Below are 21,372 nucleotides of genomic sequence, written 5' to 3'. Positions count from 1 at the left end.
TTATGACGAAGCAAGATTATGATTTACACGAGAAAGAGTTTGTTGAGGAACCGTTTCTTTCCCAACTCGAAACTCAAAAATGGCTTGTTAAAAGACTTACAAGCAATCAAAAGCCGGAAGATTCATTTAGGGAATCATTCAGTGATGTGGTATTATTACCTGAACTAAAAAAATCATTGGTTGCAATAAATCCTTGGCTGGAAGAAGACCAATTGCCGGAATTGATAAGAAGAATTACATCATTCGGAACTTCGTCATTAATTGAAGCAAATAAATCAATTCTGCAATTATTAATCGAGAATACTTCAACAGATGTGAACAGACAAACCGGAGAAGCAAGCCCAACAGTCAGATATATTGATTTTAAAAATATTGACAATAATGCATTTCTTGCAGTTTCTCAAATGAAGTTCAGAGTTCCGGGAACAGATAATTTTATATATCCTGATATTGTTTTATTTGTAAACGGCTTGCCATTGGTGGTTATTGAATGTAAATCTCCAAAGAAAAACAACCCTATTGGTGAAGCAATTGAGGACTTGATGGATTATTCAGGTCAATCCGGGGAATCATATAAGAAGTCAAGTAATCAACAACTTTTTTATTATAATCAGTTTATAGTGGCAACCGATAGGAACAGAGCGAAGTTTGGCACAATTACAACAAAAATAGAAAAGTATTTTTATCGTTGGACAGATCCATATCCATACAGTATTGATACCTTGGAACATGGCGATTCATCACCCAATGAACAGCAACGATTAATACTTGGAATGTTGTCGCATGATAATCTACTGAGTATTATCAAATCATTTACAATATTTAGCACGAATAGTGAAGGAAAATCTATCAAAATTGTTGGTAGATACCAACAATTTCGAGCAGTGAAGAAATCAGTTCAAAAAATGTTAAATGGTAATAACCGATTAGAAAAAAGCGGAATCATTTGGCATACGCAAGGTTCTGGAAAATCCCTCACAATGATGTTCATGGTTCGTGAAATGTACAATCATGAACAACTAAGAAAGTATAAAGTTCTCTTTATTACTGATAGAACTCAACTCGAAGACCAATTAAATACAACAAGTCAGAGTATAGGTTTTACGGTAAATGTAGCAGATAGTATATCAAAATTAAAAGAATACCTAAGAACGGATAGCTCTGATTTGGTAATGGGTATGATTCATAAGTTTCAACCTTCAGATTTAGAAATCGTATTCCCAATTCTCAATCCAAGTCCAAATATTCTAATTATGATTGATGAAGCTCATCGGTCAATTTACAAAAAGTTAGGAGCAAATTTGGATAAAGCTTTGCCTAATGCCGCAAGAATAGCATATACAGGAACCCCAACAGATAAAACAGAAAAGGAGTTTAAGGATTATATAGACAAATATACAATGAGGCAAGCTATTGATGATGGGGTTACTTTAGAAATTGTATATGAAGGAAGAACACATAAAGCTCAAATAGATAATAAACCTGATGCTGACAAAAGGTTTGAAGACGTATTTAGTGATTATAATATAGAGGAACGTCTTCAAATTCTTGGCTTTGGCACTAGAGATGCATACCTTGAAGCTCAAACAACAATTGAAGCCAAGGCTTCAGATATTATTAAACATTATATATTTCAGGTTTTTCCTAATGGATTTAAAGCTCAAATTGTAGCAAATTCCAGAGATGCCGCCGCCAGATATAAATCAGCTTTGGAACAAGCTATTAAGAAAGAAATTGAACAATTACATCTTTCAAATCCTTATTGTATTGATATTGATACATTAAGAAAACTTGAAATTGCTGTTGTTGTTTCCGGATTATTCAATGATAAACCACATATTAAACCTTTTACAAGCAATAACTATCACGAGAAATCTATTGCAAGTTTTAAAATTCCTTATAACAAAATAAATAAGGAAGAGAATATTGATGGTAATATTGGAATAATTGTTGTCAACAACATGCTTTTAACAGGTTTTGATGCTCCGATAGAACAAGTTCTTTATATCGACAGAATAATAAAGGCACACAATTTATTACAAGCTGTTGCAAGAGTGAACCGAATTGAAGAAAATAAAACCAAAGGATTCATAGTTGATTATGTAGGAATTGGTCATCATCTGAAAGAAGCCTTAGACGACTATGATGAAAGAGAACAAAAGGAAATCATTGATACTTTTGGGAATGAAGAGAGTGAATTGAACGACTTAATGCAAGCACATTCTGAAATATGGGATTTTGTTAAAAAGCACGGAATAAATGATTTATCTGATATGGATGCGATATACGATTTGTTTTATGATGAAGATATAAGATTTCAATTTATGTTGGCATTTCAAAAATTCAGTAAAAATTTGGACTCTGTGTTTCCAAGAAAAGAAGCTTTGGAATATTACGATGATTTTAAATTATTTTCAGCTGTGAATATCCAAGCTGGTGCTCATTTTAAAGATGATCGTTTGAGTATGAAATCAGTTCCAGAGAAGTTGAGAATAATCACTGACGAGTATCTTGTTTCAAAAGGTATTTATCAAAAGATAAAACCTATCGAAATTCTTGACGACAGATTCATGGAGCATGTTCAGCAGAAAAAACGAGCTAAAACTAAAGCTTCTGAAATTGAACACGCAATTAGACATCATATAAATATTAATTACAATGAAGATCCTGATCTTCACGCTTCATTTGCAGAATCTTTATCAAGTATTCTTGAAGAATTCAAAAACAATTGGGAAATGATTTATAAAAAACTTGAAGAATTGCGAGAGCGAATGAAGAATGCAAAAAAAGAACCAACCTATGGTCTTCATATTAGAAAAGAAATGCCGATTTTTAGAAAGCTTAAATCCTTATTCTTTGAGGATAAAGACCTTGAAGAAGATTCAATAGCTTATATTGTAAATCTAACTCAATTAATATTTATCAAAATCGAATCAGAAATTAGGTTACAGGGATTTTGGAATAGTACAATCCCTCAGAATAAACTAAAAGCTTCAATTCAAGATATTTTAATATCGCCAGATTTTAAACAAAAATATCCTGAAATTTTTAAAAGAGTTTTTGATGAAAGAAATAAGTTTATAACGGAATTGATGCTTTGGGCAAAAGATAATCATTTTACAATTATAACTGAAGATTAATGGATATAACATATAAAATAGAATATCGTAAAAGAAAGAACATCACTATTTCGGTAGAGAGGGACAAAACAATTATTGTTAAAGCTCCTCCAAATGCAAGTATTGAATATATTGATAAATGTGTCAATCAGAAAAGGCTCTGGCTCTATAATAAGTTGAATCATTCTCAAAAATATAAAGAAAAGCAAACGAAAGAATTCATCAATGGGAGTTCCGTTTACTATTTAGGACGTCATTATAAATTAGAAGTAGTTGATGATGAGAGTGATTGCATTTATTTTAAAAGTAAGTTTTTCATTTCAAAAAAATCTTTGAAATCAGCCGAACAATTATTACAAAGTTGGTATCGTAGCAAGGCTGAAGAAAAAATCAGACCTAAGATTAGATATTTTGCTGAGAATTTGGGTGTCCAGTATAATAGTTTAATGATTACGGATATGAAGTACCGTTGGGGTTCTTGTACACCCAAAAATAATATTAATTTCAATTGGAGATTGATAAAAGCACCATCTTTTGTGATTGATTACATTGTTGTCCACGAACTGACTCATTTGATTGAAACTAATCACACAAAAAAGTTTTGGGATATTGTTTCAATACAATTGCCAAATTATCAAAAAGCAAAAGAATGGCTTAAAGATTTTGGAGAGTTATTAGATTACTAAAAATTAAACAACATGCGTAAATATTGATATTTAATGTCAACCCTTTAGGTCCATTGAAATAAATGTTGAATGGTGTGTTTTATAATGAAATACAAAAGAAAAATGAACATAAAATGTGTATATTGTAAAGAATATTTTGGCTTACAAATCGTCATAATGCAATGATATTACAATGACTTAGCAGTCAACTAAATTATAACAATATTGCTATTGAAATTGTGAGGTAATGTAAACAATTGAGAGAAAACGATGAAAAAAGCAGATAAAATAATCAACCAAATCAAGCTCTATCAGCTTAACAATAAAGCAGTTACTGAGTTATATTCTAATTTGGACTTGGCAAATAGGATAGTTCTGCAGTTGTACCAAATTCGTCAAAAATACGGGTATTCCCAGCAGGAACCTGCCGATAAGATTGGAACAACACAGTCAGTAATAGCCAGAATGGAACTAAAAAAGACCATTCCATCACTAAGTTTTCTGAATAAAGTTGCCAAAGCTCTCAAAATGGAGTTAAAGATTGAATTGGTTCCAATACAAAACAAATAGGAAGATTGATATGCACTGAATTAGTGCAAGTATTTTCGATATGCACTAAATATGATAAAATCAGTGCATAAAAGTTTGGTTCAATAATTGTATAACAGCAATTGTTAGTTATAAAAGCTTCCTATTTTCCGAAAAAGGTAGAATTAAGGTAGCAATTTGAATTGTTTTGAAACATTGAGATTAATGGATATTTATGAAAACATATACATACAAAGACTTGATTGAATCATATAAGTACTATCTTATATACAAAGATAGCGACCCTTTCTTTGATTACTATGTCCAAAGATATAAAGCATTAAGTAAGTCGTTTGGAGTAGATTTTGATGTGGAAATTAAAAGTGATAGTAAAAAAGATGACTTACTAAGGTGGTTTGTTGATTCTGTTAAAGCAACCACGAAAAGAATCAATCCTTTCGATGGATTAATGGAAGCACCTGCATACATTGGAAATCTTTATAAAGAACATACCAAAGATTTCATTGAAGCTGAAGGAGTTTTACATAAAGCTCACTTCAAGTTTCAATGCCATCTGTTTGAACTTATTTATGGTAATACTGAAAGCACTGTATCGTCAGCAGAACTATTGGAGAATGGTTTTGATGATTCTCAAAACGAACCTGATATAACTGATTTTTGGTGATACTTTATGGCAAGACCCGTAAATAAAAGTAAAGAACGATGGACAAGCTCCAAGTATAACATAGGATACTTAGAGCCAAGAAATGGAATTATTCAAACTCGGATTTGCGGTAAGCGACAAACAACTCATTTAAAATGGGTTGAAAAAAACAAGAAGGAAGCAATTGCAATTCTTGAGGAAAGAATAAAAATATTTTTACATCCACAACTTACTGAAATTGAACCTGAAATTATAGCTCCCAAAACTTTGTTTGAAGCAATAAAAGAATTTAAAAATACACGCTTTAAAGATTATTCAATAAATGTAAAAGTGGTTTACAGGAGAACTTTTAACTATTTTTTTTCTTCCGATATGATTCTTGAATATGAAAAGATTTTACAATATCTGGTTCAAAAAAATAGCAATTCAAAACTAAAGACAAGTACACGAAAAAAATACCTTGTCCAGTTAAGAAGATTTTTTGAATTTTGTAAAGAAAGAAAATTTATTGATAAAAACCCAATTGATATTATAGGAATACCTAAAGTACCCAAAAAGATTAACAAGTTAATATTTGAAAAGAACGAAGTTGAAGCTGTTGTTCAATACTTCTTCTTAAAACCTCATATGATTGAATATGGATTTTTATTTAAATTCCTATCTCAAACCGGACTAAGAATTGGGGAAGCATTAAATCTGAAGTGGGATGATATTAACGATATGGGATTTAAAATTCTTGGAAAAGGAGGTTTTGAACGATATTTTCCTATTGTTAATCCAGATGATAGAACAATTCTTTTCCCCGAGGTTTTAAGTTTAATTCAAGAAATTAAGAAAATTGGAAATAAAAAAGTATTCAGATGGAATTCGCCAGCTCAACCTCAGTTTCATCTTAACGAGGCAATGAAAAAACTGAATATTCCCAAACATATAAACGGAGTTTCTCGTTCTATACATACTTTTAGAGCAACAGCTGAATATTGGTGGGAAAATGAACTGATGTTACCCTTTGATGTGATATGCGATTTAGCAGGTCATTCTATGGCTGTTAGGGAAGGTCATTACAGAAAAGAAAGAGGTTTGAAAGAATTAGCAAAAGTAATCAAGCATCATATTCAAGAATGAGCATTGAAACTTGATAGATGATATTTTGATGGACAAAATATGGACAAAATAATATAAAAAAAAGAACTATAATTTAATGTAAAAAGTAACAACCAAAATAAAAGAATTAACTATAAAACAAGGTATAATCACGGGATATAAAGAAAAAAGCCAAGCTTAATGCTTGGCTTTCTGTGGGCCCGGAGGGACTTGAACCCCCGACCAACGGATTATGAGTCCGTTGCTCTAACCGACTGAGCTACAGGCCCCCTGAGGTTAGAATTTGTTTTTGTAAAAAAAACAGATTACAAAAATAATACTTTTTTTTCAAATAGAAAAATGATTTTTAATATTTTAATAATTAAATAATCCGAGGAATATTCCTGCTTGAAGTTGTAGTGCATTTGCATTCAAACCGTCCGGAACACCTTGCAGATTTGCGTTGTAATTTTGTTTCCAGTCATATCCTAATGTGTAATTATAAGAGGCGCCGGCTCTGAACATCAAAAAGTTTGTAAGTGCGTATTCAAAATATAGATTTGGCTTGATCACCCAAAAATTTGAAGAAGCCATATTAAGGGAATTATTTAATCCCGGTTCAGGTGAGAAATTTTCCCAGTTTGATTCGCTTCTTGTATCATAAGAACTGATAGTCAAATCACCTCTTCCGAGCGACAAGCCACCAACGATGGCAAAAGATTTTAAAGGAACGTAAGCATATTCAATTGATAATCCTGAAAGACCTACCTGATATTCTACTTCACGGTTGAAACCCGGTTCATCTCCAGCCGGAAAATCTTTGGAGATGAATGAAGAACCACCATAACTAAAGAAACCAACACGCATATTAGGAACGTAAACAATTCCTGTGAAACCTTCGCCACCCCAAAGGCTGACTTGTCCGCTGAAATCTCCGACACCGAATCCAATTTTCTTTAATTGATTGTTTATTTCTTCAAAATTTGCAAAATTGAATGTAAATGTAACACCGCCGGCTATAGCAAAATAAGGGGTACTTTCGTGTTTGAGTTCGGAAGATTCGAATGAAAATTCGTCTAATCTGTCATCTTGCAATGAAAAAGAAATATTTAGTGTAAATAATGCAATTAGAATTACTGCAATTTTCTTCATAGTTTTATTCTCTCAAAAAATGTAAAAACGTATGAACGAAATTTTTTAATTAAAATTATATTCTTTAATAAATAAAAAAAGCCGACATAAAGTCGGCTCTTAGTAATTCACTATAGATATATTTATTACCAGGAACGTCTGTTACCGCCGCCACCGCCACGATTACCGCCGCCACCGCTATTGCCGCCACGATTAAAACCGCCGCCGCCGTTACCACCAAAACCTGGTTTTCTTTCTCTTGCTTCGTTTACTGTTAATTGTTTGCCATAGTACTCAGCGCCATTGAGGTCTTCAATTGCTTTGTTAGCAGAATCGTCACTCATTTCTACAAAACCAAAACCTTTTGATCTGCCTGATTCGCGATCCATAATGATTTTAGCTGATGCCACTTCTCCATATTCTGAGAAGATTTCGTTTAATTCCTGTCCTGTTGTAGCATAAGGAAGGTTACCTACGTAGATATTCAAAAGATACTCCGAAAAAAATAAAATTAATAATTGCAGAAATTTCTGCTGTATGGCTGATATAGGATTAATTCAGGTATTATTACGCTTGTATAGGGCGGAAAAATATTCTAAAAATTATCAATATTTCAAATTACATACTTAGACACTTACAAATATACGGATTATTATTGAAATAAAAAAAATATTTTTTAAATTATTTCAATATTGCCAAATTTCTGCGTCAATAAAATAATAATATGTTCTAATTAATTTTCTTTGCGAGTCAATTATGGATAGAAGAGATTTTTTGAGAAGGTCTTTTACCGGAAGACCAATTTCAAATTTTGAAAAACCTCCCGAAATTGCAGGCGATTTAAGCCAATACGAAAAACCTCTGGACAGATATATGGCAGCTCACCTTCTAAGACGTATAACTCTTGGACCCACACCCGAGCTGCTTGATAGTTTTGAAGGAAAATTTGCAATTGATGCTGTTGATACAATTTTGGGTGAGGATTCTGACCCACTTAATAATGGAGAATCTTCACTGAGCTGGCTCGATACTCAGGAGGAAAACCCTCTCGATGGTCTGCCACTTGATATAAGATTCGATATTGAGGGAAAACTTCATTCCCGCTACCGCAATTTTGTTGATTGGTGGCTTGATACAATGAGAAATGAGAAGGATTATTTTCAGGAGAAATTTACTCTATTTCTCTCTACGGTTTGGTGTATTGAGTTTGAGTATGATACTTTGTCACTGATACCACCACCACTGCTATATCGAAACAATATGCTTCTGAGGAAATACAGAGCCGGAAATTATAAAGAACTTGCTACCGAAATGACACTCGATGGCGCTATGCTTCTGTATCAGAGCCTGAATTACAGTACAGCAAAATTTCCAAATGAAAATTTTATGAGAGAGCTTCTTGAGCTCTTTACAATGGGAATCGGGCATTATTCTGAGGGTGACATTCGCGAGGGTTCAAGGGTTCTGACCGGCTGGAGAACTGCTGCATACAGGTACAAACCTGCTCCTAACGGCATTTTTAATTCATACTTTTCACCTGCTGACCATGATACTGAATCAAAACAAATTATGGGTGTTACTATTCCTGCAAGAAGCGAATTTGACAATAGTGAATTTCAGGTAAAAGAGCAGGAAATTAAAGGTTTAATAAATATTTTGTTTAGTCAAAGACCTCAGCAAATAGCACGATTTATTTGTGATAAAATTTACAGATATTTTGTTTACAGTTCTCCCGGTGATGTACCCGATGATGTTATCTCACAAATGTCACAGACTTTAATTTCAAACAATTTCAATCTTCGTGCTGTTTTCAGACAGCTTTTTTCAAGTAAGCACTTTTATGATTCGCAAATATTGGGTTGCCAGATTAAGACACCCCCGGAGTATATCATTGGATTGCAACGTGCACTTGATACTGTTTACAGAAGTGGTAATACTCTACTTTCAAGAGATGCCTGCAATCAACTTGAAATGGAACTTTATAACCCACCAAATGTCGGCTCCTGGATTGGATACCGTACATGGACAAGTACAACAACTTATCCATTGAGAATTAAGTTTGCTAACGATATTTTAAACGGAACAAGTGATTCCAATTTATTCAAAATCATTAAAAATTTCAATAATTATGATAATATTGATGGCGTAATTGCAGGGCTTTATCAGCTTTTGATGCCTGTAATACCTAATGATGAAAGAATTTCATTCCATCGTGATATAGCTAATCAATCGCTGGGAGGAAGCAACTGGAAGTCTGAAATTGATTCGGAATCTGCAAAATCTGCTGAGGTAATTCGAGAAATTATTAAGTCAATATTTTTAGTACCTGATTTTAGTTTGTGTTAATCCTGGAGATGAGAATAAAAATGAAAAGAAGAACATTTATAAAAAGTACAGCTGCCGGTCTTGCATCTATTGCAATAGCCCCTTCAATTCTCCGAGGTAAACCGGATTATAAAACTTATGACAATAACGAGTTGTTTTCCGACGATGATGATAATATTATGATTATCATCGAATTGTTTGGAGGTAATGACGGCTTGAATACTATCATTCCATACGAGCAGGAAGATGAATACCGAAGATTGCGTACAAATCTGTTCATACCTCAGGAACATTCAACCCGCTACGGGACATCAGATTTATACCTGAATTCCGCACTTGTTGATGATGTACATAATGACGGCTTCCTGCGGCTTCTTGATGAAGGAAGGCTTGCGATAGTTCAGGGAATTGGTTACGATGCTCCGACACAGTCTCATTTCCGTTCAAGGGATATATGGCACAGTGGTATTAATAGCTCCGACCCAAATGAAAAACTCCTTGAAGGTTGGATTGGAAGATATGTAGCAAGCAAACTAACAAATTATCCTGATGGTATCCCTGAGCATCCAATTGCAATTGCATTAGGTTCGTCCGTACCCTTATTGTTTAAATCAAATATTGGACACATGGGTATCGCGTTGAACTCCCCTGAAACGTTTTCAACTTTAGGAAAAGGACTCACTCCAAAAATCAACAGATACAATGTACCTGAAAATACTAATAATGAAAAAGAGTTCAACTTTATTCATGTTATTGCAAGCCAGAGTGAGCTATATTCAAAAGCTGTTTTTGATGCATTCCAGAATGGCAAGGATAAACCTACAATTAATTATTCACAGGGTCTGTCGCAAAGATTTAAACTTATCTCTCAGCTTATTTCAGGTGGACTTAAAACCAAAATTTACTATGTGAATTTAAGTAACTTTGACTCACACGCTCAGCAAATGCAGTCAGATTACAAAGGCGCTCATGCAACACTTCTTTCACGACTTGCCGGAGCTGTTTCGGAATTTTTAGATGACGCTGTCCGTCAGGGTTTCCACAAAAGGATTACTGGTTTGACAATTTCAGAGTTTGGTCGTAGAGCTTATGATAACGGAAGCCGTGGTACCGACCATGGTGCCGGCTCCATGCAGTTTGTATTTGGAGGCTCTGACGAGAATATCGAAGGTGGTTATTACAGAGTTGACGGTAAACCTGATTTATATGACCTTGACCAATATGGCAATATTCGTCATGATTATGATTTCAGACGTATCTATGCTGATTTTCTCGAAACATGGCTTGGTGCTGAAAAACAAGATACACTTAATACATTTGGTGAGCAATTCTTGCCGCTTGGTATTCTCAAATCAAGGAAAACCTCAGTCAGGAATGCAATTCCCGGTATGTCATCAATAAATGTTTCTCCTAATCCATCTTTTGGTCATTCTGTTCTGACTATTGAAATTCTCAAAGCAGGTTTAGCTGAAATTTCGATATATTCAATAGAAGGTAGGGAAGTGCTCAAACTTCATCAAGGATTTATTGAGCCGGGGATTTATAATTTCAATATTAATATCAACAATACCGGAAGATATATCGCAAATGCAATATTAGGTCATAGCAGAACTACTTATCCGTTTATTGTCATAAAGTAACAAAATCCTTTTTAAAAATGATGAATATAATTTATTCCTACACTTTTAAAAAAGTTTTGCAACCGATTTCATGTTGATGTGTATATGTTTGTAGTAAGAAGTTTGTAAAATATATTTTTTGGAGATTTAGATGAAGTTTAAATTAATTTCAGCAATCGTAAGTTTGCTTGCAGTAATGATGATTTTTCAATCATGCAGTAATGACGGAAGTGTTTCAAATACAGATACTGACAGCGAAATGTCTTTTATAGTCTATGACTACAACCTTGACAACTTTTCATTTGATGGTGCAACACCTGACAAAGATATTAGTATTTTCAGCGAAGAAAACCTCCGTCCTGAGCGTGATGTTGAGGGGAGAAAATTACCACCTCAAGTAAGAGAAAGAGTATTACTGTCCCGCGTATTCAGACTTATGGAGCTTGATGAAGAGCAGATAGCTGCTATTCGCACTTTGATGATTGCTCATATTAGTTGTGAAAATCAGTGGTTCAGAAAACTCAATGCAGTTCGCAGTTCTATAGTCGAAAGAGCTAATGCAGAGAGACGCAATATAATGCAACAGGTCAGAGAAGGCGAAATTACAAGACAGCAAGCGGAAAGACTTATTAATCAATTAAATACAAGAGTTAGGGAAGCATTAAAGAACCATCCGATTAATATTGAAGTTCGTGAGGGCTTAATTCTCTGTCGTGAGGAATTTTTTGCTGCCATCGCTGAACTTTTGAATGATGAGCAACTCGCTTTGTGGGAAAGATATTTAAACAGTCTCCCAAAGAGATAATATTTTATAAATATTGAATTTATTTTTTAAAAGCTGTTTCATAAGTAATAGAATACTTTTGAAACAGCTTTTTTTTTACAAAATACTCTCAAATTTCAATAGAACAAAGACAAATTTCAAAAGGACAAAATCACTCAAAATTACAACAAATATCATTTTTATGAAGAAATACCGACATATACTCACTTCGTACAGAGTTTTTATTTAAACAAACAAAGATAATATCTTTTCAAACAGAGAATTTGCTTAAACGAACTACTTGTAAGAAGCATTTCCGACGTTGTAAGAGGCATTTCCGATGTTGTAAGAGGCATTTCCGACGTTGTAAGAGGCATTTCCGATGTTGTAAGAGGCATTTCCGACGTTGTAAGAGGCATTTCCGATGTTGTAAGAGTTAAAAACTCAATTAAATCAGCCATAATTTCATTCAGAAAATCCTGATTTTCCATATAAAATCAATCGATTTTCAAAGAACAATATTCAATAATCTTCTGAAAATAATATATCAAAAACAAAAGGGAAATTTGTAACATTTACAGGGGTTAAAACGGAGTTTATTGTTAAATGATTGATATTTGAGAAATGATATTATTAAACTTTTTCGGAGGGAAATATCTCCGGCAGATAATGAATTACAGTAATTGTAATCTGCCGGATTATAAATGTTTCCAATTATTTTTACCTTCGTATTATTATTGTTTTGGTTATTATGTGATTATTTTGAAGTGATGATTCTAATAACGGGCTTTCAGCACGTAAAAAATAGATTCCGTTTGCTAAGCTTGAGCTGTTTATCATTAATACTTCATCAGGTTTACCACTAAATTTTATTAATTCTTCGCCTGTGGAGTTAAATAATGAATATTTTACTAAAGTATTGTTATTTTCTTCAGTCAAAATTGTAGAAACAACATAAAAAGCATCATCAGCAGGGTTTGGATAGATTTGAAGTTGAATTGGATTGTCATTATTCATATCCTTTTCAGACAAATCAATTATTTGATGCGTATAATCAACTACATCATTATTTACTTTTCCAAGCTCTTTTGTACTTAATTCCGAAAATTCACTCATGATGTCACGGTAATCATCAAAGACCAAATCTACCCAAGTATTGACATTTTTGTCTTTCTTTGTAAGTTTTAATCTGTACAAGTGATTTTTGCCATTGAGAAGTGTTATCTTTTTGGAATTCAGTTTCTCTTGCATATCCCTGTTTAATGGAATTTTTACTGATTTTCCACGGTCGTATCTTTCTAATTCGATGCTAAACAGAGAGGTATCCTGAATTGAGGTATAATAAGCGAGTTCTTTTATATCATCAATTCTAAACCATTCACTCTCAATGCTTTCTTTAGGGATTATTTTCCCATTTTTGTCTTTAGTAAAGGCATTTATTTTCAGCGTTTGAAATCTATTTCCGGTTTTATTATTGACAGAATAAATTTCAGATAGCTTTGAAACAGAAGAAGAATCGGAAATCCTTAACATTGGGTAAATTGTTTTTCTATCTTGAACCCCCTTGAGAAATAATAGCGCACTAGTGCGGATTTCGTTATTAGTCGCCTGATATATTCGGTTATGAATAAACCAGTCTTTATTTTCTGTTATTACGGGGGTATGTGTCGTATGCGGGTATATGCCCTGACCGACAGATGACCACCAGTGTAAATCTACTTCTCCATCAGATGGTACCCAACCTTCTTTATTCCATCTTTCAAGATAGTTTAACCATGCACTGAAATTTACTTGATAAATATCAGAATTGTAATTTGGCTCAGAAAATAATTCATGTTTTACAAAATTCAACACAAAAGAACTGTCAAATAATGCAAAACGATGAAAAGTTGAATCTTTTTTACTTGATGGGGCGCCGGGACCCGGACTTGCATGGTTCAAGCTATAGAATGGCATATATAAGTGTAATGAAGGTAGCATATACCAACAATCCAGATTATCATTTATATCTATATTTTTCAGCAATATCCTCTTTTGAAAACCATAATCACCTGCCACGTCTGCCTGCCAGTAAACTCTGTCCCAGCTTGCTCCTAAATAACGAAGTGAATCAGATACTTCAAAACCCGGACGACGTGCAAAATCAACCGGACGATATACCACAGGATATTCAGAATTGAATTGAGGTGGAATTTGGAAAAAATTGATTAGCGAGGTTTTATTATCATGTCCATACCAGCACATTTGATGAAAAGGCTCAGTATCACAGAATTGAAGTGGTACATAGTTATCTATGCTATCATTTGCTGCTATCCTTAGCCGGCTATAAATAATTCTGTCCTGTCCTTCGCTATGCTCCTTAAATACCAATGCACATTCATTTTCTTCAATATTTAACCGGGAATAGGTGTTTAATGATGGCTGGCAGCAATCGCCTGTTAAATCATATTTAATATACTTCTTATTTGTGATTAGTCCTCTGTCATCTGGACTTTTGCACCCTACTCCTATACCATATATTGAATCACTCCAGCTGTAGTAGTTCACAAAAAAACTTGCGTTTATTGCTGGCGGACCCCACTTATCCAATGCTTCTATAGCATCTCCATCTGTGTATCCGTAGGTTATTGGCTTTAGATTATTCGGACCTACCGGAAAAACAAAATTTGTGTCTGCAGGAAATACACTTTCTACAATGAATACACGGCTCGTGTCAGTATATGCAGGCATTGAGCACCCAAATACAATATAAACACGTGTCGTATCATCATATCTTACAACTATTGACGGGTATTTACAGGATATATCTATACCTGCAACACTAAGAGCCGTATCACTCTGCATACTTGGCAAGTGGTCTGCTTTTGTAAATACTATTTTATCCGATACAAGTATTTCCGGTCCCCACTCAATTATTTTTGTATTTACTGTCCTGTCATAAGCTTTGGCTGAGCGGCGGTAATATACTCTGGATAAATTATTTGGCATTGCCCGGTCATAGACGATATGATAATACATCGAATCATCTTTGAAAAAATTTAATGTATCACCATCTTTCTCAAAATCATAATTGCTTGTCTGATTCGCAGGATATGCAATGATTTTTGTCTGATTGCTAAAAGCAAGCTCACCTGCGAATGGCGCTGTATTATCGTTGATGATATTAACTTTAAACATCTTGCCTTCACCCGGCAAATATTTAGTAGCAAATGATTGACCCTGAGGAATAGTAATTTTGACACGGTTTCTGATTTGCTCTTTTTTCCAGAAAGGAAGAGATTCAGAATAATCTTCATTATATGCTAATTCCTCTATTTTATAATAAATATTTTTTGATGGGTCAATAATATTTGTAGGTATTGTGATTTCTCGGCAGCCCTGACGTTTCCAGTATAAATCCTGCCAGTAATCAGTGGGTTTGAATTCACCTGTCAAGGAAGTACCACCAAAATCCATAAAATTATCAAATTCTGCACCGCTGTAAAACCTGAGTGTATCATTTTCTAAAATTAATGGAGAAGTCCTTCGATTAACTGTTCCCATATAAAACACATCATTTAATGATAATGTATCATATTTCAAAATAGTTATATCGTAAAAAGAACTGTCAATAAAATTATAAAGCGCAGTACCTTCCGGTTCACTATTTGTAATTTCTCTTGTTCTTATTGCGTTCGTATCAATGTACTTATCAATTAAGTTATATGTTATGTTTGAATCCTGCATATACCACTTTTTGAAACCTTTTGCCCACCAACATTGTAGTCGAAGTTTCATTATCGTATATTCATTATTTCTTACAAATTCGTGTATTTTTCTTAATTCAAGTCTTTGAGTACGTCTACCAAAATAAATCTTATCTTTTGGTCTTTCAAGATATAATGCTATTGTATCAAGAGGCATTATATAGTCATTTAGACGATTAACCTCTCCTACTTCCCTTATCCAATCACTTCCTGTAACATCCGAATCAAGAAATTCCATATCGCTTAAAACTTCCAATGAATCCCTTGTAGAGTTTGAAAGATTGTTTCCATCATATAATTTAAAAAAGTAGTAACCATTAGTATCTGTATCCGGACCGTCGTAAATAAGCCCCTTGCTTCCTATAATTAGATTTGTTAAGCAAGCAAGTCTTAATTCTTCTGCAGTTTGAGGACGGTAAAAGTAAAAATGATTGTTTGTAAATACATCCTCCTTTGTTCCATTTAAAATAAAATTTTGAGACCACCAGATGAGATTTGAGAACAACAATCCGTTTGTCTCTGGCTTGAAATAATTTTTAAATAACTGTCCTTCCCAGTGACCAAGGAATGATGCTCTCCATCCATTAGAACCAATTATAGCTCCCTCATATTTTGTCATATCCATATTATCAAGAAAATATGTAATTGGTAAAATATACAATGAATCGCTATAGTATTGCAAAAAAGTTTCATAAGATGATATGTTAGTAAGCGAATCATTTATGCCATTGTATCCATTTATTAACCCCAAAGTTCGAGCTTCAGAATTAGCATCTTTACCATATTTTTTTCGGCTGTAAGAAGTTGCAACATTAGGTGCCATTTGATATGAACCAATCCATCTGTCAGGAGGATTAACATAGTATTCATAATGCGATGGATAATATACTCCTACTTCGTTAGTGCCGATATTACCGATTAGCCGGTTAAAATATTTTTCTGTAATCCAGTTAAATAAACCGCCTTCTACTATGGTATTATATCTGAACAATTTAATCCCCCGACTCTGATAAGAGTTATCAAGGTACTTATTCAAATCCTCTTGAACGTGAGTGGCAATGCTGTTATCAAAAGTTCCTTTCAGAAACTCTTTTGCGTGAGGACTTTCAAGTCGTATCCAGTCTATCATAACAGGATTGTCTGATATATACGTAACTCTGATACCTATGCTGTCTATATAGTTGGGGTCGCAATGTTCCTTTTCCGGATGATGTAAGTTTAATTGGATATTTCCAATTTGCTCTGGTTCTGGACCGATCTCATTATTAAACAAAATCAATGCTGATATTGTAATATCTTTATTACCTTGAGGAATCATATTTTTAGTGATAATTAATGCTCTTGTGTTATTGTTTGGTGCAACAACATCTTTTCTGTAGCATCCTCTTTGTAATTCCAAAGTATCAGTTATGGTATTAGATGGTACAGTCGCGAATCTTAAAAAGCCACTTGGACCTTCTTTCATTGTAAATGGTAATTCAATTTTTAGGACAGTATCTCCTGAATAGCCAAAAGAGCTTCTTCGTAAATTGATAGATAGATACATCTTGTCTAAAAGGAAAGAGTCTCTTACTTTTTGAGCATTAACTCCATTTGGTTTACTCCATCCAAACCTTGTAAACTGGTGTGGGGGCCAAGGTTTATCAAGAATTACCTGACCAATCAGTGCAGTACTATCAATGATAAGCCGATTGAAATTTGTACGGGTAGGGTCACTTAGAATTTGACCTCGAATGTATGTAAAACCAAATATAGGCCTTGTTGTATCACCTGATCTTATTACTAATTTATTTGGTTCTGCGGGGTCTAATCTCAAAGTTGGCTCAAATTGAATCGCTCTGGCATTCAAAATTTCAGGTCCTACTGCATGCGAGTATTCATCAGGTTTCAGGATTATATGACAACTATCAACGAAATCATTTATAGTAAAACCCCAGTTTTCCCAATGTCTAAAAGCATCATTTTGATTAACGAGTAATGATTTTGATAATTTATAAGAGCCACCCCAATGCCAACCTAAGATTGGCTTTGTCTGCCGGAAATATTCCAAATCTGACGAAATATATATAGAATCTCCGGTCAGTCCCCATTTGAATAATTGTTGACCGGGTTCAAAATTCTGAGCTATTAGAGATGTAACTGAAAGCAACAGTATTATTATGTACTTTGTCATAACCTATCTCACTACCTGAAATTTCTGGGAATATTCTCTGTTACCTGATTTTACTACACAAATGTATGTACCTGGGGAATAAGTGTTTGGTATGGAAGTTGAATTGCCACTTACAACCTTATCTAAAAGAATATTTCCATTAATATCAATAATTTTGATGCTGTCAGCATTATCGAAATTTATTGATATTTTTTCTGGCTCAACAGTGATAACATATTCGTGGTTTACTGGCTCATTAACATTAGTTGTTGAGTTTGCTAATAAAGCCATACTACTTTGAAACACAAGAATTTTCTCATCACCGTCATCATTTTGTATTGATTTTGAAATTATTACATTTGACCCATAACGCTGCACACTACTTTGAAAAATATCAGGATACTTGTAAATATTTAACCCATAATCTACAGTACCATCACCTCGCCATTGATATATCAAATAATAATCATTTGGCAACAAATTGAAATTGGTACTTGTAGTTCCATCGTCACTTGTTTTCACAACTTTCCCTGTTTCAGTTTCTAATATTTTTACAATATTAGAATTATGAGTTGCAAGCCCAATCAGCTTATTGTTGTCGGATAATTGAATTTTTCTGAATCCGTTATCGTCTGTTCCTAAGTCTGTGTATTCTCTGATTACTGTCATTTCTTTTGCATCCCAAAGAGTAATTCTTGGGTATTGCTCATAAGCAGTACCTGTAATAAAGTATTTTCCGTCTTTGGAATATTGTATCTGCTCTATTCTCTCAAAGGGTACTTTTTTTACTACTTTATTTTCAACCAAGTCAAAAAGGAGTATCTCATTGGTTGGTGATTTTGGATACTGATATCTGGTATAAAGTGTTAGTAGTATATGCCTGCTGTCTTGAGAAAATGAAGCCAAATAAAGCTCTTGGTTTTCTGAAATTCCATCTACTTTGAATTCCCGAATAACTTTTTCAAGTTCAGTATCCCACAAATATAAACCACCTTTGCCAGTTGTGTTACCTGTAATGATAGTTTTTCCATCTGGAGAAATTTCAAGATAAATATTTTTATCTGTTAATTCCCCCTTGTTAAATGTCGCAACAAATTCCCCTGTAGCAACATCAAGTTTTTTGATGTCAGCACCAATAGCACAGTAAATAAACTTTCCGTCCGGTGAGAATTTAGCATCAATAACCCCAGCCTGTGGTTTCTCCCACACCACCTCAAGCGATAACTGAGATAAAAGTTTTGCAGTTGATAATAAAACAACTACAGCGAATAAAAACATTTTGTGTTTCATAATGAAACTCCTAAATTAATAAAGAAAAAAATTAAATAAAGGCAGCTTACCGGCAAATCCGATAAAGCAAGGGGGGTACATTGCATCATTTCGTGGTGCAAAGTCAGCGGTTTGTTCTACCATAATTTTACTCCTTATTCTTTTTTCAATTTTGTTATTCTGCACATTTCAAAATTACAAAATATTTTCTTTCATTCTACAAAATAATTATAAATAAATCATTTTTTCCCATTATTTTGGGGGCGAGGATATCACAGATTGACAGAGGTATTCTTTTTACAGTCTTCGGTGCTACTGTCAGAATGAAATTGACTTGTGCCATTATACTTTACTTAAAAAGATTAAATCACTTGAAGAATTTTTCCATTGTTACGCGGCGGAGTCTCTTTCTAAATGTTACTATGTCTTCCTGCAAATTGCGAGTAAGCGGCTCTCTTTCGCCTGCTGACCTTGCAAAAAGTATTTCTCTCGGAACACCGATTTTGACTAATTCATCTATGACAAAATTTACTCGTCTCTGACCTAATCCCATATTGTAATCATCAGTTCCGACATCATCAGTATGCCCGACAAGTATAATTTTATCAATGCGGTCAACTGAAAGCATAATATTACCGGCAACAAGTTTGAGCTCGTCAAGCCAGTATCTGCCTGTTTCGATACCATTTGTATCAAGTGTATATTTGTAAGGATTATTATACTCATCAGTCGGAAAATTTATCCTTATTTCACCAATTTCAGGAAGATAAAAATTCAAATCTGCTGTGTCTTGTGAAAAATCAGAAGGTAAAAGTACACGCTTTGAATCAAAAAAATACTCATTTTTTTGGGCTGTAATTTCATACTGAACATTCGTTTCAATCGGAAATTCAAATTTACCGAATCTGTTTGTATGTATATCCATTTCAACTTGATCAGATTGCTCTTTTCTTACACTTACCAAAGCCGAATCAATCGGGTGGTTTGTGTTTTTGTCATAAACTGAACCTTTAACTGTAATTTCACTTTTACTGATAGTTTCCGGCTCCGCTAAAGGCTTTTTAGTTTCTTCCAAATTAGTTTTAGCAATATCAATTGGTTTGGTTTCAGGCTTTTTGTCAGTAGTGAATGGCAATTTATGAATTACATAAATGTCAAAACCGCCCGCTGATTCTATTATTCCGCTTGCACTTTGTGCCTGATTTGATGAGTAGTACAGCAATTCGCTACAATCGCCCGGACTGCTTGGGAATAATTCGTCATAAGGAGTATTTACAGGAGTTCCTAAATTTACAGGAACACTGAAATACTTTGAAAATTCTGTTTTCTCATCAATTTTGTCAATTTCTAGCCAGAAACTTGGGTAAATTTCGGAATAGAAAATATCATAACCGCCAACAGTATTATGTCCGGCTGATGAAAAATACAATCTCTTGCCATTTGACGCAACAAAAGGGGATACCTCATCACATTTGGAATTAATTACTTTTCCAATATTGAATGAACGGTAAAATACTCCTTTTTTGTCCGAAATAGCAAGCCAAATATCTGTACCGCCTTCACCGCCATCTTTATCTGATGCAAAAAAGAACACTTTGCCATCGGGTGACAATGCCGGATGTCCGTTCCAGTCAAGCTCTTTCAAATCAGGGTCATCAAATTCATAGCTTTCAGAGAGTCTGCTTCCGGAAAAATTTGATATATATATTTTTGACCTGCCGGTAATACTTTCAGTAGTGGCAAGTTCATCATAGTAATGTTTTTTTACAAAATTTGGATTTTTATTCGGAGAAACTGTATATGCGGCTTTGTTTTTATTGATAGAAAAAATTCCTGTATGCCCATCTTCAAGACCTCTAATGCCTTTCTCGATAGCAAATTCATTTACAGCAATTTTTCTGGCAGTCATCACTTTATTGAAATTCGACTCGCTGAAAGTAATCAATGCTTCATTAGCATTAACGAAAGCAATCTGCCACTCATCATCAGGAGTATTGATACCTTTTATTTTGTCAATCTGAAAATAATATCCCGTAGATCTGGTATTATTTTTAACAGTGTCGTATTCTGGTTTGCCGCTCCATTTCTGTGGATAGCAATTTTGAGAGGGCTGTGGGCAATCAGGAACTTTTAATTTTACACCGGGATAAATACAAGAAATCAAGCTGATACTTAGTCCAAGTATAAGCAAATACATACTAATTCTTGTTGACTTTACCATAGATCAAACTATATTTGTTTTGTCAAAATTTATAATTGCAAAGATAACAATTATTTTAATAATATACTACCAAGAATGATATAAACC

The 21,372-nt window shown here is 33.8% G+C and carries 14 protein-coding genes and 1 tRNA gene; 8 read left to right on the top strand and 7 right to left on the bottom strand.

All coding sequences use genetic code 11. The features are described 5' to 3' along the window. Positions 1–2 precede the first annotated feature (2 nt). The 5 genes from KF896_05295 (at position 3) to KF896_05275 (ending at position 6,101) form a co-directional block, all read left to right on the top strand. Positions 3–3,140 (top strand): type I restriction endonuclease subunit R, encoded by a 3,138-nt coding sequence (locus KF896_05295; GenBank protein ID MBX3043112.1) that lies wholly within the window; start codon positions 3–5, stop codon positions 3,138–3,140. Further along, complete coding sequence (locus KF896_05290; protein ID MBX3043111.1) at positions 3,140–3,805, top strand: M48 family metallopeptidase; 666 nt, start codon at positions 3,140–3,142, stop codon at positions 3,803–3,805. The genes KF896_05295 and KF896_05290 overlap by 1 nt, the downstream gene beginning before the upstream one ends. Before the next feature lie 249 nt (positions 3,806–4,054). Further along, positions 4,055–4,354, top strand: coding sequence for a helix-turn-helix transcriptional regulator (locus tag KF896_05285; GenBank protein ID MBX3043110.1), 300 nt, complete (start codon positions 4,055–4,057; stop codon positions 4,352–4,354). Between the two features lie 193 nt (positions 4,355–4,547). Beyond that, positions 4,548–4,997 carry a hypothetical protein gene (locus KF896_05280; protein ID MBX3043109.1) on the top strand — a complete coding sequence of 150 codons (450 nt, stop codon included), beginning with the start codon at positions 4,548–4,550 and terminating at the stop codon, positions 4,995–4,997. Between the two features lie 6 nt (positions 4,998–5,003). After that, positions 5,004–6,101, top strand: coding sequence for a site-specific integrase (locus KF896_05275; protein ID MBX3043108.1), 1,098 nt, complete (start codon positions 5,004–5,006; stop codon positions 6,099–6,101). A gap of 174 nt (positions 6,102–6,275) precedes the next feature. Here KF896_05275 and KF896_05270 read toward each other — a convergent pair. From KF896_05270 to KF896_05260, 3 genes are all read right to left on the bottom strand, one after another. Beyond that, positions 6,276–6,349: transfer RNA gene (locus KF896_05270), tRNA-Ile, on the bottom strand. 85 nt (positions 6,350–6,434) lie between these two features. Beyond that, a complete protein-coding gene (locus KF896_05265; GenBank protein ID MBX3043107.1) occupies positions 6,435–7,211 on the bottom strand; it encodes a hypothetical protein in 777 nt (258 codons plus the stop codon). A 125-nt stretch (positions 7,212–7,336) separates the two neighbouring features. Continuing rightward, entirely contained in the window at positions 7,337–7,678 is a 342-nt protein-coding gene (locus tag KF896_05260; GenBank protein ID MBX3043106.1) for an RNA-binding protein, read from the bottom strand. Between the two features lie 268 nt (positions 7,679–7,946). Between KF896_05260 and KF896_05255 the strand changes: the two genes are divergently transcribed. From KF896_05255 to KF896_05245, 3 genes are all read left to right on the top strand, one after another. Then, a complete protein-coding gene (locus KF896_05255) occupies positions 7,947–9,536 on the top strand; it encodes a DUF1800 family protein (protein ID MBX3043105.1) in 1,590 nt (529 codons plus the stop codon). 20 nt (positions 9,537–9,556) lie between these two features. Continuing rightward, on the top strand, positions 9,557–11,155 hold the full coding sequence (locus KF896_05250) for a DUF1501 domain-containing protein (protein MBX3043104.1): 1,599 nt from the start codon (positions 9,557–9,559) through the stop codon (positions 11,153–11,155). A gap of 130 nt (positions 11,156–11,285) precedes the next feature. After that, a complete protein-coding gene (locus KF896_05245; protein MBX3043103.1) occupies positions 11,286–11,939 on the top strand; it encodes a hypothetical protein in 654 nt (217 codons plus the stop codon). Between the two features lie 200 nt (positions 11,940–12,139). Here KF896_05245 and KF896_05240 read toward each other — a convergent pair whose 3' ends face one another. The 4 genes from KF896_05240 to KF896_05225 form a co-directional block, all read right to left on the bottom strand. Further along, positions 12,140–12,388: a hypothetical protein gene (locus KF896_05240; GenBank protein MBX3043102.1), complete on the bottom strand. Its 249-nt coding sequence runs from the start codon at positions 12,386–12,388 to the stop codon at positions 12,140–12,142. Positions 12,389–12,617: 229 nt separating this feature from the next. Further along, a complete protein-coding gene (locus tag KF896_05235; GenBank protein ID MBX3043101.1) occupies positions 12,618–17,816 on the bottom strand; it encodes a T9SS type A sorting domain-containing protein in 5,199 nt (1,732 codons plus the stop codon). 3 nt (positions 17,817–17,819) lie between these two features. Continuing rightward, positions 17,820–19,085 carry a T9SS type A sorting domain-containing protein gene (locus KF896_05230; GenBank protein ID MBX3043100.1) on the bottom strand — a complete coding sequence of 422 codons (1,266 nt, stop codon included), beginning with the start codon at positions 19,083–19,085 and terminating at the stop codon, positions 17,820–17,822. 346 nt (positions 19,086–19,431) lie between these two features. After that, positions 19,432–21,285 carry a PD40 domain-containing protein gene (locus tag KF896_05225; GenBank protein ID MBX3043099.1) on the bottom strand — a complete coding sequence of 618 codons (1,854 nt, stop codon included), beginning with the start codon at positions 21,283–21,285 and terminating at the stop codon, positions 19,432–19,434. Between the last annotated feature and the right edge of the window lie 87 nt (positions 21,286–21,372).

This window comes from Ignavibacteriota bacterium (genome assembly GCA_019637995.1).
Lineage (GTDB): Bacteria > Bacteroidota > Ignavibacteria > Kapaibacteriales > UBA2268 > JANJTB01.
Note: the sequence above shows the minus strand (reverse complement) of the source record. Positions and strands in the feature narration are given on the sequence as shown.

What these genes read in the sequence shown, in the direction of transcription:
- KF896_05295 (MBX3043112.1), top strand. Translation starts at nt 3, where the DNA reads ATGACGAAGCAAGATTATGATTTACACGAGAAAGAGTTTGTTGAGGAA.
- KF896_05290 (MBX3043111.1), top strand. Translation starts at nt 3,140, where the DNA reads ATGGATATAACATATAAAATAGAATATCGTAAAAGAAAGAACATCACT.
- KF896_05285 (MBX3043110.1), top strand. Translation starts at nt 4,055, where the DNA reads ATGAAAAAAGCAGATAAAATAATCAACCAAATCAAGCTCTATCAGCTT.
- KF896_05280 (MBX3043109.1), top strand. Translation starts at nt 4,548, where the DNA reads ATGAAAACATATACATACAAAGACTTGATTGAATCATATAAGTACTAT.
- KF896_05275 (MBX3043108.1), top strand. Translation starts at nt 5,004, where the DNA reads ATGGCAAGACCCGTAAATAAAAGTAAAGAACGATGGACAAGCTCCAAG.
- KF896_05265 (MBX3043107.1), bottom strand. Translation starts at nt 7,211, where the DNA reads ATGAAGAAAATTGCAGTAATTCTAATTGCATTATTTACACTAAATATT.
- KF896_05255 (MBX3043105.1), top strand. Translation starts at nt 7,947, where the DNA reads ATGGATAGAAGAGATTTTTTGAGAAGGTCTTTTACCGGAAGACCAATT.
- KF896_05250 (MBX3043104.1), top strand. Translation starts at nt 9,557, where the DNA reads ATGAAAAGAAGAACATTTATAAAAAGTACAGCTGCCGGTCTTGCATCT.
- KF896_05245 (MBX3043103.1), top strand. Translation starts at nt 11,286, where the DNA reads ATGAAGTTTAAATTAATTTCAGCAATCGTAAGTTTGCTTGCAGTAATG.
- KF896_05240 (MBX3043102.1), bottom strand. Translation starts at nt 12,388, where the DNA reads ATGGAAAATCAGGATTTTCTGAATGAAATTATGGCTGATTTAATTGAG.
- KF896_05235 (MBX3043101.1), bottom strand. Translation starts at nt 17,816, where the DNA reads ATGACAAAGTACATAATAATACTGTTGCTTTCAGTTACATCTCTAATA.
- KF896_05230 (MBX3043100.1), bottom strand. Translation starts at nt 19,085, where the DNA reads ATGAAACACAAAATGTTTTTATTCGCTGTAGTTGTTTTATTATCAACT.
- KF896_05225 (MBX3043099.1), bottom strand. Translation starts at nt 21,285, where the DNA reads ATGGTAAAGTCAACAAGAATTAGTATGTATTTGCTTATACTTGGACTA.